At 47.5% G+C, this 14,937-nt stretch carries 10 protein-coding genes; all 10 read right to left on the bottom strand.

What is annotated here, in order from left to right:
- Nucleotides 1-5,674, bottom strand: a 5,674-nt coding sequence (locus HGH92_RS33225) for an SDR family NAD(P)-dependent oxidoreductase (protein ID WP_168875173.1), incomplete at its 3' end; no start/stop codon positions are given.
- Nucleotides 5,675-5,702: 28 nt separating this feature from the next.
- Nucleotides 5,703-6,455: a 4'-phosphopantetheinyl transferase family protein gene (locus HGH92_RS33220; protein ID WP_168875172.1), complete on the bottom strand. Its 753-nt coding sequence runs from the start codon at nucleotides 6,453-6,455 to the stop codon at nucleotides 5,703-5,705.
- On the bottom strand, nucleotides 6,452-7,636 hold the full coding sequence (locus HGH92_RS33215; protein ID WP_247655124.1) for an MFS transporter: 1,185 nt from the start codon (nucleotides 7,634-7,636) through the stop codon (nucleotides 6,452-6,454). Before HGH92_RS33215 ends, HGH92_RS33220 begins: the two co-directional genes overlap by 4 nt.
- Nucleotides 7,545-7,787 carry a hypothetical protein gene (locus HGH92_RS33980; protein WP_247655125.1) on the bottom strand — a complete coding sequence of 81 codons (243 nt, stop codon included), beginning with the start codon at nucleotides 7,785-7,787 and terminating at the stop codon, nucleotides 7,545-7,547. The genes HGH92_RS33215 and HGH92_RS33980 overlap by 92 nt, the downstream gene beginning before the upstream one ends.
- Before the next feature lie 38 nt (nucleotides 7,788-7,825).
- Nucleotides 7,826-9,112 carry a cation:proton antiporter gene (locus HGH92_RS33210; protein WP_168875170.1) on the bottom strand — a complete coding sequence of 429 codons (1,287 nt, stop codon included), beginning with the start codon at nucleotides 9,110-9,112 and terminating at the stop codon, nucleotides 7,826-7,828.
- 41 nt (nucleotides 9,113-9,153) lie between these two features.
- The gene (locus HGH92_RS33205) at nucleotides 9,154-11,175 is read right to left on the bottom strand and encodes a thioredoxin reductase (RefSeq protein WP_168875169.1); all 2,022 of its coding nucleotides are present in this window, start codon (nucleotides 11,173-11,175) and stop codon (nucleotides 9,154-9,156) included.
- A gap of 37 nt (nucleotides 11,176-11,212) precedes the next feature.
- A complete protein-coding gene (locus HGH92_RS33200) occupies nucleotides 11,213-12,172 on the bottom strand; it encodes an acyltransferase domain-containing protein (protein WP_168875168.1) in 960 nt (319 codons plus the stop codon).
- Nucleotides 12,173-12,182: 10 nt separating this feature from the next.
- Nucleotides 12,183-12,929: a polyketide synthase gene (locus HGH92_RS33195; protein WP_168875167.1), complete on the bottom strand. Its 747-nt coding sequence runs from the start codon at nucleotides 12,927-12,929 to the stop codon at nucleotides 12,183-12,185.
- Nucleotides 12,926-13,693: an enoyl-CoA hydratase-related protein gene (locus HGH92_RS33190; RefSeq protein WP_168875166.1), complete on the bottom strand. Its 768-nt coding sequence runs from the start codon at nucleotides 13,691-13,693 to the stop codon at nucleotides 12,926-12,928. The genes HGH92_RS33195 and HGH92_RS33190 overlap by 4 nt, the downstream gene beginning before the upstream one ends.
- Nucleotides 13,684-14,928 carry a hydroxymethylglutaryl-CoA synthase family protein gene (locus HGH92_RS33185; RefSeq protein ID WP_168875165.1) on the bottom strand — a complete coding sequence of 415 codons (1,245 nt, stop codon included), beginning with the start codon at nucleotides 14,926-14,928 and terminating at the stop codon, nucleotides 13,684-13,686. Before HGH92_RS33185 ends, HGH92_RS33190 begins: the two co-directional genes overlap by 10 nt.
- Nucleotides 14,929-14,937: the final 9 nt, after the last annotated feature.

The raw sequence follows: 14,937 nt of genomic DNA, 5'->3' as shown, positions 1-14,937 counted from the left end.
GCCAGTCCCAACGGTCTGCAGGCACTTCTGTCACAAGATCATGATTGGACTTCAGATGCTCCCAGAACTGCTGCAGGTCTGCCGAACCGGGAAAACGGCCGTTCATTCCCACTATCGCAACAGGTTCTGATGACGAAGAGATTACAGGTGATTCATGCATAAAACGCCTGTTTTTTCCTGTGGCAGGCAGTATGCCAACAGGGGGCGTCATCCCCTCATGCGATGAGCTATGAGGAGTATGAGGAGCTTCGTGATGTTTGATAATATTAGCGGCATATTCCTCCAACAAATGGTTTACCAGCTTCTCTACAGTGGAGTGGCTATAAAAAACAGTGGGCGTTAATGATAAATCGTAATAGTCGTTTATCTGGTTGGCCAGCTTCGTCAGTGAGATGGAATCGAAACCATAGTCACCCAGCTCTTCATCCAGCGATATGGCAGTTAACTCCAGCTTGAGGTTTACTGATATGAACTCAAACACCTTCTTCGTTACCTGATCTCTCAATGTTAAATTATTTGTAACAACCGGTGGCGGGGCCGGGCTGTCTTCCTGTTGCAGAAATTTGTTCTTCTTACCATGAAATACGACCACCTGTTCGTGGCCCTGTTGTAACAACCGGTCAAACAATGCAAGGCCGGAGGATGCCGGCAACGGCTGCATTCCCCATTCCCGCTCCAGGTAACGCGCGCTTTCCTCATCCACCTGCATCCCCTCACTGGCCCATAACGGCCATGCGATGCTCTGCGTGCGGCCACTGCGCGCTCCTGCCTTTACCAGCTCATTGCGGTACAGTGCATAGTCGTCCAGATAAGCATTTGCTGCAGCGTAATCGCCCTGCCCGATATTGCCCCTCACTCCTGACAGGGACGAGAACAAAATCATAAAATCCAGTCGGCAGGAAGCGCTGGCCTCATCCAGATGCCGTACGCCGCCGATCTTGGCACTCAATACCGCCGAGGCGGATGCCGCTGTCTTGTTGATGATAAAACTGTCCCGCACCACGCCTGCCGCGTGGATAATACCGTGAAGCTCCCCGTAGTTGTCCTGCACCCAGCTGATCAGCGATGCCACTGAGGCAGCATCCCCCACGTCGCAGCGGCGATAGCTCACTGCCGGCAATGCGGCAACCCACGACGGCGCCTCGCTACGGCCGCAAAGCACCACGCGGGCGCCAGGCGTATTCGTGATATGTGACGCCAGCAACCGGCCAAGACCGCCACCGCCTCCGGTAATCAGGTACACACCGTCTGCACGGATACTTATCCCTGGTGAAGGAGAAGACGATGAAGATCGCAGTTCCTGTAACTGCTTCACTTCTCTCACACCGCCACGGTAGCGCACTTCAGCATCTGACGTATCCAGCTCGCAAGACACCAGCTGCGCCAGCTCTTCAATATCATGAAGGGACAAACGCTCCACGCCTATCGTTTTACTCTTTAACTGTGGATATTCACGGCTGGCCGTTTTCAACAATCCTCCAATGAATCTGTAGCGCAAAGACTCCTCTTCAGGAAAAAGCACCAGCACATTTGCTGCTGCTTTCGCTTCCATCTTTTTCCTGATCTCCAGGAACACCTGCACAAAATATTTTTCTGCTTCCACAGCAGTCGTAACGATCACTTCTGCCTCCGGTATTATCTGCCGCAGCTTCTCATCTAAGCCAACCGGCCCCCCTGCAAGCAGTAAAAGACGAGTGCCAGCCGATTGCCGCTTTTTACTTTCAGCAAGACTGCTTATTTGCCAAATCGCGTCAAACAGGTGAACATTTTTATCAAAGCCTGACAGTACCGGCTGTTTAGCGGCAACAGTGCCTTTTGCCGGCAGCATACTCACTCCCCTGAAAAATAGCCGGACCTCTCCATCCATGGTCAACAGCACTGCATCATATACCGCTTCACCACCTCTTTTCGTTGCGTAGCAATACATCTGTGATGCTATATCTCCATAAATCAATACTTCTCCTATGCTGAACGGCAGTAACAAATCTGCTTTTTGCAGGGGAAGATTAAGGCACAGACATGTTTGCAGAACACCATCCATCAGTCCGGGGGGCAACCCGTAACCTGCTTCAATTGGAAGGCCGATGATTGCCAACGCCTCGGTCCCGTTATAGTTCAATTGTTCTATTCCCTGGAAACCTTGTTTATAATCCAGTCCCTGCTGACGCAGAAAACGATAACATGCATCTTTGTCTGCTGAATATTCCAGTCGCTGCCGGATGGCAATGAGGTCAGGAGAAGGGCAGGCAGCCGGTTCCCGGTAATCCAGCAGACCTCTTGCATGTATAATGCTGTCTGTCCCATTATTCGTATATACCTCATATCCGATATTTTCTCTGTCCGGATAAACACGGACATGTACCGCCTGAGGCGCATCATTTACGCGTATGGGGCTTAACCAATAGACTTCGCTGATCCGGGACGCATTTTTTCCCGTGGCCAACAAACCCGCTGTTCTGGCCATTTCCAGATAAGCAACTCCCGGCAGCATTTTTTTCCCGTCTACAATGTGGTCAGACAGGAACTGTTCGTTCCCGGTATATATGCTGGTATATCTTTGTTCGTTTAAGTCAGAGGTATTGTTATGTACCAGGGGATGCAGTTGTTGGGCACCTGCACTTTCAACCTTCGCGGACGTGGACACCCAGTAGGAGTCGCGGGCAAAAGGATAACCCGGCAGGACGGTCCTGTCAAGCTTTTTAGCCCCATATAACAGGTTCCAGTCAATCGCCGTTCCATAACACCAGTATTTTGCAAGCTGTTCAGGATTACGGTCAGTAATCCATTGTTGTACAACGGAAGATGTTTTATTAAAAGCACCAGCCAGCTGGCCGTCTGTTTTCACATTTCCGGTAAAACAGCCGTTCAGCACCGTGCCTCCGATATAACAGCGCAGTTTTTCCGCTAACTCGTTCACAGCGCTATACACAATAGCCAGTCGTTCATCCATTTCCTCACGGGCAGTCTGCATCGTATAAGCAATACTTGCAGGGTCAGCTTCAGGCATATCCTGCAGATAAGCCAGCATATCAATAGCATACGCCAGTAGCCTGTTTTTGTTTTTGGCTGATAAAACGAAAATAAATGGAGTAAACAGCTTTGCGGAAGGCGTTTCAGCCTGTGTAAAAGATTCCAACACAACATGGCAGTTGACACCGCCAATACCGAAACTGCTGACGCCCGCCCGGAGCGGCAAGCTGCCATTTGCAGGTTTCCAGGGCTGAGCGATATGCTGAATATAAAAAGGGCTTCCTTCCAGCTCTATCTTTTTATTCAGCGTATCGAAATTTATCGTTGCCGGCAGATATTGCTTCTTCATTGACAGCAGCACCTTCAGCATACCGGCAACACCGGCTGCGGCCTCCAGGTGACCAATATTTGTTTTTATCGATCCTATTCCACACCAGGCCACGGCAGGTAATGCAGTTTCATGGGGTTTCTGCAGATGGTTAAATGCTGTCGTTAATCCCGTCACCTCTATCGGGTCACCCAGACTGGTACCCGTCCCATGCGCCTCTATGTAGCCTACCGTCGACACATCTATTCCCGCCTGCTGGTAGGCCGCTTTCAACAGTTCCTGCTGTCTATGGGGATTAGGAACAGTCAAACCACCGGATTGTCCGCCATGATTGACTGCAGTAGCCTTAATAACACCCAGTATCTGATCATTATCTGCCAAGGCTACAGTCAATGGTTTCAACAGGAAAAGCACTGCACCCTCGCCTCTTACATATCCGTTGGCCTTTTCATCGAAGGTCTGGCACTTACCATCAGGACTTAACATCCCAGCCTCATAGTAAGAAAGGCTTTTGGCATAGTGACACATCAGATGCACTCCTCCTGCAATTGCCTGCATACACTCACCAGACCTTATTGCATTCACCGCTTCATGTATAGCCACCAATGAGGAAGAACAGGCTGTATCTATTTGAAGGCTGGGACCTTCCAGGTCATAAAAATACGATATCCTGTTTGCCAGAATGGACAACGCAGTACCCGTTCCGATCGCTGACTCAAATGCTTTCTCCTTTTGCAGCACCAGCTCATAATCACTCCCACTGGCACCGATATACACCCCTGTCCTGCTACCTTTCAGGTTACCAGCCTTATATCCGGCCTTTTCCAGCAGCTCCCATGTCAACTCCAGTAACAATCTCTGCTGAGGGTCCATCAATTCGGCTTCTCTCGGTGAGATCCTGAAAAATGTCGCATCAAACTTTTCAATGTCCGGCAGATATCCTCCACGGCCAAGCCCCCTGTGCGTGTTCTCCGGATCTGTTCCTGAGGGCCAGCGCCACCTTTCGGATGGCGTATTGGTTATAACAGACCGCCCATTTGCAAGAATATCCCATAGCGCTTTCCAGTCAGCAGCACCTGGCAAACGAAAAGCTGTTCCTACAATTGCAATATCTTCTGTCCGGCTTTCCGGCCGGTCATCTGTTTTAATACCCGTTACCTGTTCTTCGTTTAAAAGATAGGAAACGATTTCATCTATCGTTGAATGTCCGTAAAACCGGCTTGGATTACTCTTCAGCCCAAACTTATCCTGTAAGAAGGCGGAAAGCTCCAGGAATACTACGGACTCTATTCCATACAACCTGAGGTTAGTAGACCCGGTCAGGGTTGCCTCTCCCAACATGGACGACAGGAATACAGCAATGGCCTCAGACAAGGATTTCCGGTTATACGCCACATCAACTGCAGACTGTTTATCAACAGTTGCCGTCACCTCGGCTTCATCTTCATTGTCCCCGGCAGACACCACCTTAACAGAAAATATCTTCGCTATTAACTGCTTGTCTTCCTTTCTAAAAAGGGATGCACTCAGCCGCACCAATTGCGTTGTGATGAACTCACAGCTGTCAAGCTGATATTCCAGTTGCTCACCGGGATTAGCATTTCCGAAATAATAGATATCACGTGCCAGGCAGGAGCTCCGGTACGCCCAGTCTTTGGCACCCGCTGATTGTTGATTAAAATAAAGCCGTTCGCACTTGTCACTGATTTTCGGAAATGCAGCAAAATAAATCAGGCCTACACCGTTAATATCATCGAAAGGATCAATAGTATAGTCTATATTAAATAAAGGCGTGGTATCCAGCCCGAATGGATGGCCTGCCAGGCTGAACTCCACATCCTTTAGTTGTCCCTCCTGCGGGAATAACCTCGTTTTAACGTCAAAGTACTGCCGCGCAAACGAGGGTAGTTTATCGTGGGTTGCAATTCTGTCGTCTCCCTGCACCAACGGAACTGCATTTTTCAACGCCCGGTTGTCGCCTGTATTCCGCGCAGAAAAAACGGACATCAGCGAAGCTGTAATAGTACACTCCGACGAAGTCAATACAGCATCACTAAAGAACATCTTCTTTCCAAAGCGGGATAGTTCACTGTTGACAGACAAATGCTGGTTCTCCCGAAAAGCACCAAGGCTTTGGCTGCTTTCCCAACAAAGACGTACAAAACTGGCATAGAGCCGTTCTCCATTACTGTCCGTTAACCGGTCTGATGTCACGCCCAGTCCGTCCCCGATCATAGACCAATGGATGTCACCCAATTCTTTCAGCAGCCAGTTTTCAGACATCCCTCCCCAGACCATACCTGGCATGCTCAACGTGTAATCCCTGCTACAGAGGACCTTACCCGAAGAACTTTCCTTATCCTTCAGCCAACTCATATATGCTCAAAAATTTTTTGTTTGTATATTAAATTTTCTGCGTCACAGCACTAAAAGCGTTAAAGAAATTCAGCAGGGGGAACTGTGTTTTTTTAGGTAACGCAACGGCGCAGGCATGTTCGTTAACATAGATTACGACAGCCTTATATTGTTTTAAATATTTGAACGTTCCTTCATAAAACATGCCGTTGCGCTGCAGGCTGTCTATTTCCAGTACAATAAAGTCGGCCGTCATACCTGTCCGCAATACTTTCGATACCGCCTCCTTCATGCTCCATACGATTGTACAGCCGATTGACAAAGCAATACCACAGGCCGATATAAGCGCTCTTTCCTGTTCCGAGATATGGTCTCTGATAGCGTCAATATGATCGTCATCCACCTTTTCCATATCAATGCCCATGGGATGCTCCTCTTCAAATGCCAATGCCACACCAATGTTGCCGGTATGACTGATGCTCACTTGCAGGTTAGGAGTCTTCAGTCCCTTAACTACAGGGAAATGGAAAACACCAAAGCCGATAAAAACCGAGTCGGGCTTGTTTTCCGGGGCGATGGCAGCGAGCGCATTTTTTGCTGCTACCCTGCCCAATAGATAACTCTGTTTTCGCCTCTCTGACTTTAAGCCATCGTAGTATTCACGTTCCACAATATGCAACTGAGGAAGATATGCGGTCAGCGCATTCATGTTAGCTGTGATCATCGAGCAAGCAGCCGGCAGTATCCGGTTCTCCCGGGTAAGTGCAATCCTGTCGGTAAAACAGCAGGTGTTTATATTCATTCCTGCGCCTCCTTTATTTTTACGCTTTTGTTGAAATAGTTTTCCGTCACCGTTACCCTGGCGCGGAGGTAAAGGACAACCCAATACATCAGACCAACAGAAAGGATCATCGTCGCTATCACGATATTACCCAAGTCGGAATAATGTTCCAGTCGACCATTGCCGGATTGTGTCACCACGAGCCCGGCAACATAAGAAGCGATACCGCCGGAGATCTGCTGAAAAGCAGAATTTAGGCTCATAAAGGCACCCCGGTCTTCGGTTTCAGGCACCATGCTCATCAGCACGCCGGCTGAAACCTGGCGGAAGATAACGCCGGTAAAAAGCGCAATCACCACTGCTATACAGCTCCATAAAGGCGTGATGCCCAGTGTGGTATAGATCCGGACAAGTATGACGCACAGCACAGACCCGGTCACAAACAGCCTGAAAGGGCCCACGGAGTCACATAACTTTCCGCTCAACGGAGCTGCAATGATCATAAACACCCCCAATGCACCATATAACACCGGCAGTTCGTCCATTTTAAGCCCCAGGTTATGCACACCATACGCGCTGCCCAACGGTATTAACATAAACCCACCGGTTGTCAGTAATGTAATAGAAAGAAAGGCCCTTAAATAACCGGGATTGGAAATTGCGTCTTTCAAATGTTGTATCGCCCGGCGCTGCCGCTTTTCATTCAGATGTCCCGCTACAGAGGGAATAAATTTTACAAGGGCAACTGCAATCATCATCCCGCACAAAGTGATAAGCCAGAAAGGAGAATGCCAACCAAACCGGTTGGCCAAAAACAAGCCAACAGGAATACCCAGTACCTGACTGGCCCCGAAAGCCATCTGGAAAAAGCCCATCGCGCGTCCGCGCTGTCTTGCCTCGAACAGGTCCGTAATGATGGCATAGCTTACAGAACTGACAATTCCACCCAAACCTCCGGCGAAAATCCTTGCCACCACCAATACCTCATAGTTGGGCGCCATGGCACATAACAATGTCCCCAGTATAAATCCGCCGGTAAAAAGAACAAGTAACTTCTTCCTGTCAAACATATCTGCAAAACCCGCAGCGACCAATCCTCCGGCACACGCGCTAAAAGCATAAACTGAAACCGCCATCGAGAACCGGGCAGTAGTTATCTGCAGCTCCTTCATCATAATAGCACCCAATGGCGATAAAACCATAAAATCCAATATGATGAGAAACTGGAGAAGGGCCAGTATGACGATCGTTAATTTTTGTTGGCGGGTAAATTTCTTTTTTTCCTCTTTTTGCATAAAAACCAAACCGGCTTATCCCTACAGTTTTATCAACAAAATCTTTTAAAATATCCATAACGGCCTATTACATGCCATTGGTGAACCAGGCGTCGCTCAGGAGCTGAGCGTCAAGTCACCGACCTCTCCGGCAACTCTTTCACGCTTTTTGTTCTTTTTCCCTACGGATAGATTATATAAGGGCAACGCAGCAAAAGTGGTAGTGACCGCGACCAATACGATGATAGAAAAAAGATCAGGCGTAATAATATTATAAGACAGTCCGATATTAGCCACCAGCAAGTCCATCAGTCCCCTCGCATTTAACAGACTTCCGATAGAAGAAGCGTCCCGCCAGGAAGCACCTTTCAGCTTCATGGTGAGCGTACAGGAAACATACTTGCCGATAAAAGCAAAACCAATGATAGCGAGGCAAGGTAACAGGATGCTTGCATTCTTAAGCACCAGCAGATTGGTCTTAAGCCCGGAGAATGCAAAGAAAATCGGCAATAACAACACCACAGCCATATCCTTGAGTTTATTACGAAGTTCTTTTTCCATCGTCGGGCAGGAACGGGGAATAGCCAGGCCCAGGATAAAGCCGCCAAATACAGAATACACGCCGAGGTAATCTGTAATCAATGCCGCTGCCAATAACAGCAACAGTATAATACCAAATTCAAACTGCTCCATAAATCCCCTCTTTTCAACCTTCATCCCAAGCGACTTCAGCAGCGGCTTCACGACCAGGAAGACCACTGCCACAAAAACACCCGTGCCTGCCAGCGTTTTCAGACCTTCGCCATATCCTTTATTCATAGAAATTGCAGTCACGAAAGCGAGTAACAGCCATGATACGACATCCTGGATACAGGCAGACAACAAAGACAGTACGCCAATCCGCGAATTGATCATCTTTTTTTCCTGCAGAAGCCGGGCCAGCATCGGGAAAGCCGTGATGGCCAGCGTCGTCCCCATAAACAAGATGTAGGATGCCATCGGTACCGCCGGCTGTTTTAATCCGTCTGAAAACCAAAAAGCCGTGAGCACTCCCAGCACAAACGGCATCATCAGTGACGAGAACGAAAGCCAGCCGGCGTCAAGAAAAGTTTTCCTGTTAAATAGCTTAAAATCTATCTCGGCACCCACCAGAAACATATAAACCGACAGCCCCAGATTACTTAAAATAAAAAGGGAAGGCATCACTTCCACACGAAAAATCCTGTCTGAAATCTCAGGAGCAAAATATCCGAAAAAAGTGGGGCCTAATAAAACACCTGCCACCATTTCGCCCACCACTCTGGGCTGCCCAATGTAGGTAATCAGTTTCCCACATACCTGGGAGACAATCATAATAACAATGATGGCCGTAAGAACGGCTAAAAACAAGTCCAGATTATTCATAGGACATTTTAAATCAAGGGTTAAATAATGAGATGTGTAAACTACTCTTCTGTCAAAACAGCATTGGCCACCGCTGTACTTTTCTTCCTTTCAGCCACCCTGTTGAAAGCTTCACTGTAACGTTTGAAAAAATCGTGGTACTTTGATTTGTTTTTCAGATCATTAAACGGAATACGGGTAATTCCGGCTTTCCTGCCAATAAAGATGGTAACAAACACCGCCAGCAGGCTAAGTCCGGGAATCAGCGGACCAGGATAAAAACAGGTGGCTACCATGGCACAAACAATAAACAGGTTCAGATACCGGTGCAGGTTGGTAGCCAGCGCCACTACAAGTACAATAAACGGATTATACAAAAAAAGAAGTGACAGGGGCACCTTAATAAAGACAGACATGGGCAGCAGACAGATAAAAGCCAAAATATTAACCTGCATCAGCAAGTAGTTCAGGATGTAATGTTTCATCAAACTGAACCCGCTGTGCTCCTGCCATATTTTTTCCACCATTTCCTTTACACCGTCTACTTTATACTTACCCTCCTGACGATATTTAAAAGCATTATTAGGGAAAAGGTAGTACTTAAATATATCTTTGAGGCTTTTGCCGGTAAACGCGGACCCCGCAATACCGATTAATTTCGCAAGATCGTGCGTATAAAACCCATAAAACACCAAATGGTCTGTCAGTCTTTTCTCTGCCGTTCCATAGTATTCAATATCATACTGCTTTATCCTCTCCTCTATATTCTGATAGATGCTGTCATTAAAGCTTTTATCGGTAATCATGCGGTGAACAAATAAACATTGCATTTCAATGATGTTGTTCAGTCCTCCCGAAGTGGGCCTTGTGTAACCTACGAGGTAAATATTCTTTAACTCCCTGGGAGCAATACCCATAAAATTATCGCGATAAACATATTCATACGGTTTATCCATGCTTCCGCTGCGTTTGGATATAATCAGCGGCAGGTTAGGCATTTCGCGGTCGCCTTCTATGAGAGCATCATATTGTACGATTTTATCTCCCCATTTAATCGTCCTGGTGTCAGTATCTATAGTGGTTTGACTCTTGGACCAAAGGTCAACTTTTCCCTGCTCCACAAAATAGCCGATATCATTCATCAGATACCCGTCCTCAATATGTTGCTCCAATTGACCATCATCATATAATCGCTGATAGGCATCGATAGGCCAATATTTGATAACGATATATCCGTTAGGCACCGGGCTTGTAGCGTCCCATCCCAATTCCTTTGCCAGCTTCCAGTTCCTGTTTGCCATAGGATATTTAACATGCAGTGTTTCGCCGAAAAACCATTTTCCAACGGTTTTAGGCAGCATCACACTGAAGTTGAACCCTCCGCCGATCAGCCGCTTATAGATAAACTTAGACACATACCGGAAGTTGTGCATTTCCAGCTGGTCCAGCGTATAGGAGTCTTTTTCAAAAAAAGCAAGCTTATCCAGACATACAAACCCATTGGTCAACAGCACAACACGATTATTTCCCGGCATCAGTTTGGACACGATCAGATTGGCGGAATCGCCATAGGCGGTAAACGCAATGGTTTTATTGGTAGCTGCCCCAAAGTCAAAATTGGTAATGGAATCATGAATCTTCCGCCGGAAGGCGGTAGCTATCATCACATGCGTTGCACGGTATATTTTTCCGCTTCTTGTATAGACAAGAGAAAAATCGTCATAGTTATGCACTTCCGTTACCCAGTCTTTTACAAAATATCGCTGATAGGTTGCAAAGTACTTTCTGTGGAAACTCAGAAACTCTTTAGACGTCGGATAAACATCTTTTGTATCATGATTCACCAGCTCAAAGGAATACATACTGGACTGTTTGCTGCTTACCAGATCAAAATCCAGGCGACCGCTCTTCTCCAACCTTTCCCAGATCGAATAACCGTCGGCAATAATAATAAACGCTTTACCCTCCTTTTCAAGCTCCCTCACTAGTGGAATGGCAGAGAAGTTTCCGCCAACAATCAGTGTCTCAATGGTGACAACATCCTCACCGGACACGGCATTTCCGGAAATGCTTTTAATTTCCATAATATTAAGTTAAAGGTAAGTGGTATAAATCTGCATGCTATCGCACCAGCAGCTCGTGTAACATATTTAACTGCTGCTTTTCCTTTTGAAAAGGGGTCATTATTGGCAGGCTCCGGGACAGGCTTCCGGAACCTAAATTATGCTTGAAAAAAGTGGCAGCCGTGCCGGAAGGGCCAAGGTCGATATATACGCACGGTCCTTGTTGTTCCATATAATGGCAAAGCGCGGGAAAACTTGTATGATTGCTTATAGCCTGCCAGAAATAATCTCCCGGCAGCTGCTCTGGTGATGCGCAGGTCATCGCAGAAATAAATCCGCGACGGGCAGGCCGTAATGGTTGCGCACAGGCCATATAATAGGCAAATCCTCCCGCCGCCTCCGCAATACGGGGTGAATGAAATGCATACCTGACAGGCAGTTTTATATATGGTATCCCTGCGCTTTTCAAGACCTCTTCCAGCTTCGCCAGACATGTCGCATCTCCAGATACAGTGAAATGGCCGCTTGTATTGTCTGAAGCGAGAGATAAGCCGTATTCTGAACACAGCTGCTCTAAATATGGCCTGCTGCAATTGATGACGGCTGTCATACCACCGTCTGCACAGTGCCTGATAATTGCTTTGGCCTGCTCAATAGCCGCTTCCAATGCATCCTCATCGCTCCATACACCAGCCACTACTGCAGCTGCAAACTCGCCCAGGCTGTTCCCTGCTACCAGGTCCGGAACAATGTGCTTTGAACACAACAACCGGTACATAGCTATTTCAACAGCAACAATAGCAGGATGGGTGATTAACAGGTCATCAAAAACGGGTCCTTTCACAGTATATAGTTCCGCAATAAGATCGGTCCCCAGTTGTTTCCGGACAATAGCGCTGCTTTTTTCCAGGCTGTCGCTGAAGACTTTTTCAGACCGGAACAACTGCTCCCCCATGCCCCTGTACTGGCTTCCCTGGCCGGTGAACAGAAATACTGTCTTCAATTGACTTTTCCCCATCTGAAAAGCTTTATCGTCCGAATAATGTGTTTATCCTTTCTCCAACTTCAGGCAGATGGAAACTGATCTCATGCATCTTTAATTCCCGTTCAATCACTTCAGGCAGACCGGCCTTAATCTGACGGGTTAAATGTTCTTTTAAAATAATCAACGACTGACGGGGCTTCTCTGCCAGCTCTCTGGCCATCGACAACGCTTCTTTCAATACGTCCGCCCTGGGAAAAACTTTCAGCTGAACACCACGCTCTTTCAACTGACCACCCCTGTAATTCCCGGCAGTGTATAACATTTCACTGCCCAGTACTTCACCTAACTTTAAGGGCAGCATCATTGTGCCACCCACGCCCGGGGTAAACCCATATCTCATGAAGTTTGCACTGTAAATACTTTCTTTGGCCATTACGGGGAAATCCGCATACAATCCAAATACAAGCCCGGCGCCAATGCCATGCCCCTGCATCGCAGCGATCACCGGTAACCGGCATTCCAGTGGAAGCGTAAAAAAATCAATGTCATTGAATTTTATCTCTCCCTTAAAAATACTTATAAGCTCCTCTTTAGTACCTCCACAGCAGAAGTAATTATCATAACCGGTAAGGACCACCACTTTGTAATTTGGATTACCCGCGATATGCTGAAAGGCCTCTAATAATCCCGCTACCAGTTCCTTCGAGAACGTATTACGGGACACCCTGTCTTCCATGGCGATTAGCACAATACCGTCTTCCAGCTCATGTAATGCTACTACCTTACTCATATCAGTTTACCATTTGATATAAAACCGCCTATTGTTTGTCGCACTTTTTCTGAAAGTGCCAGCGACGAAATTTTACTGACCGCCAGCTGCCGGGTTTCTTCATTGATCAGCCACAATTTGGATGTATAGTTTTTCAACTCCTTTATTGTCCCTGTCTCCAGTCTGCCTAACCTAAGCAGGCAACGGCGTACCGAGTCCGCAGGCGTTTTACTGACTTCGTCTACTAATCCTATCTGCAAAGCCCTTTCGACATCAACAGCCTGGGTCATCAATGACATCCACTGAGCTTTTTGCACACCCGTACGTCTGATCAGAAAAGGCATTACGCAGGCAGGCAGCAGGCCGAACAACGCTTCCGGCAGCGCGAATACCGCCTCCTCCCCGGCAATAACAATATCACTTGCCGCCACTAATCCAATACCTCCAGCAAGCACCTTTCCCGTTACTTTTGCAATCACAGCCTTGGAGCATAATGACAGGAAAGCAAGAATGTCATAATATTTATTTGCATAATCTTCGAAAGATGCCGTCGCGTTTTCATCCTGTACATTCCCAAAGTCCATTCCTGTACAAAATACGTCCGACAGACCTTCCAGAATAATGCACTTAATGTCCGGCTCTTTTTCTACCTCCAGCAGTACCGACATCATCTCGTCCATCAGTTCTACACTGATGGCGTTCGCCGTCTCTGGCAGATTCAGTTGTATCGTAAGCGCAGCCCTGTCTCTGGACACCTTTATGGTCGAGTAGTTGTTTACACCCATTCGTATAGTCTGTGATAGTCGTTTATCCCGGAGAAAACCAACCGGTTATTTCCCTTCAGTCGGTTGAAAATCCCGCTGAATGCAGTTGTGTCCACCTTATAATTTCTCGTTCCAAATTTAAGGCCTGCATTTGCCCGGATCGTTTCTTCATATTCTGTCATAGATAGGGCCATCCGTTCATCAAGATGCCTGGAAAGCTCAAACTGGCGTAGTTTCTCCCTTGACTGCCCCGTTACTGTGCCGCTGAAAAATTCAGCGCAACAGCCGGAACCATAGGAAAAAACACCCAGCCTTTTCGGCTGTGGGAAACTGCCGTTATCAACGGCACTGGCCAGCGCAAGGAACGTTGTAGCACCCATGATATTGCCTACGCGTTGACAATACATCAATGAAGGCAATACACGATTGGCGAAATCCGCTTCTATCTCCTCAGGTTTTGCCCGTCTGAATTTTCTCATATTGGTTCGGTGAGCACCTTTCACCATGCCGCCAAACGGCGTATGAAAAACGAGATAATCGAAAGAAGACTGATAATCGGCACCTTCCACCCTTTTCTGATATTCCCTGAAAGTGTTCTCACAACAATCCAGATAAGAAAGCAGGGAAAGATCAGCATTCCCGGCCTCCGCGTCGGGGACCGGGCGGCACGTATCCATAATTTCATAACCATAATACCCGCTGGCCCCCCTGTCTACTTTAAATAGAACCGGATAATCACTGACCAGCATAGCCACCGCCCCTGAGCCGGAACTGGGTTCAGCAAATGCCATCTCCAGCGACTCTTCTACCACCCCCATTCTCAACATGTCCGTGCAAACCACCAGCGCCTTACGGCCCGGTGAAGACTGGCTGAGTATATAGTTGACCGCCATCTGAAGCCCCGCTGCACCTGAATAACAGGCATTCTTCAGTTCAAACAACCTGCAGTTCCTGTTTAATCCCAAATAATGATGCAGATAGGTACTGATCGACTTGCCAAAGTCAACCCCCGATTCGGTACAGGTAATGACCATATCTATCTGGTCCCTTTCCTCCTTCGAAAGGCGGCTGATAATAGGCCATGCTGCGTTTACACCGTTGGAAACGGGGTCTTCAAAGGGCATAGGCACCGATTTTTCTCTCATCAACAGATTTTCAAAACGCTGATTGTCCAGACCTCTTGCCTTTGCCAATAAGCCCACATCCAGCGAGGCTATACCGCAATAGATGTTCATTGCTTCAATTCCGGCATTCATTTTTCAATT

It is taken from the genome of Chitinophaga varians, from assembly GCF_012641275.1.
Lineage (GTDB): Bacteria > Bacteroidota > Bacteroidia > Chitinophagales > Chitinophagaceae > Chitinophaga > Chitinophaga varians_A.
The sequence above is the reverse complement of the archived record's forward strand: the minus strand, read 5'-3'. Positions and strand labels throughout refer to the sequence as shown.

Excerpts from the sequence above, each read along its gene's own strand:
- HGH92_RS33980 (WP_247655125.1), bottom strand. The coding sequence starts at position 7,787 with ATGGATATTTTAAAAGATTTTGTTGATAAAACTGTAGGGATAAGCCGG.
- HGH92_RS33190 (WP_168875166.1), bottom strand. The coding sequence starts at position 13,693 with ATGGGTGTAAACAACTACTCGACCATAAAGGTGTCCAGAGACAGGGCT.
- HGH92_RS33185 (WP_168875165.1), bottom strand. The coding sequence starts at position 14,928 with ATGAATGCCGGAATTGAAGCAATGAACATCTATTGCGGTATAGCCTCG.
- HGH92_RS33195 (WP_168875167.1), bottom strand. The coding sequence starts at position 12,929 with ATGAGTAAGGTAGTAGCATTACATGAGCTGGAAGACGGTATTGTGCTA.
- HGH92_RS33205 (WP_168875169.1), bottom strand. The coding sequence starts at position 11,175 with ATGGAAATTAAAAGCATTTCCGGAAATGCCGTGTCCGGTGAGGATGTT.
- HGH92_RS33200 (WP_168875168.1), bottom strand. The coding sequence starts at position 12,172 with ATGGGGAAAAGTCAATTGAAGACAGTATTTCTGTTCACCGGCCAGGGA.
- HGH92_RS33210 (WP_168875170.1), bottom strand. The coding sequence starts at position 9,112 with ATGAATAATCTGGACTTGTTTTTAGCCGTTCTTACGGCCATCATTGTT.
- HGH92_RS33215 (WP_247655124.1), bottom strand. The coding sequence starts at position 7,636 with ATGGTTTTATCGCCATTGGGTGCTATTATGATGAAGGAGCTGCAGATA.
- HGH92_RS33220 (WP_168875172.1), bottom strand. The coding sequence starts at position 6,455 with ATGAATATAAACACCTGCTGTTTTACCGACAGGATTGCACTTACCCGG.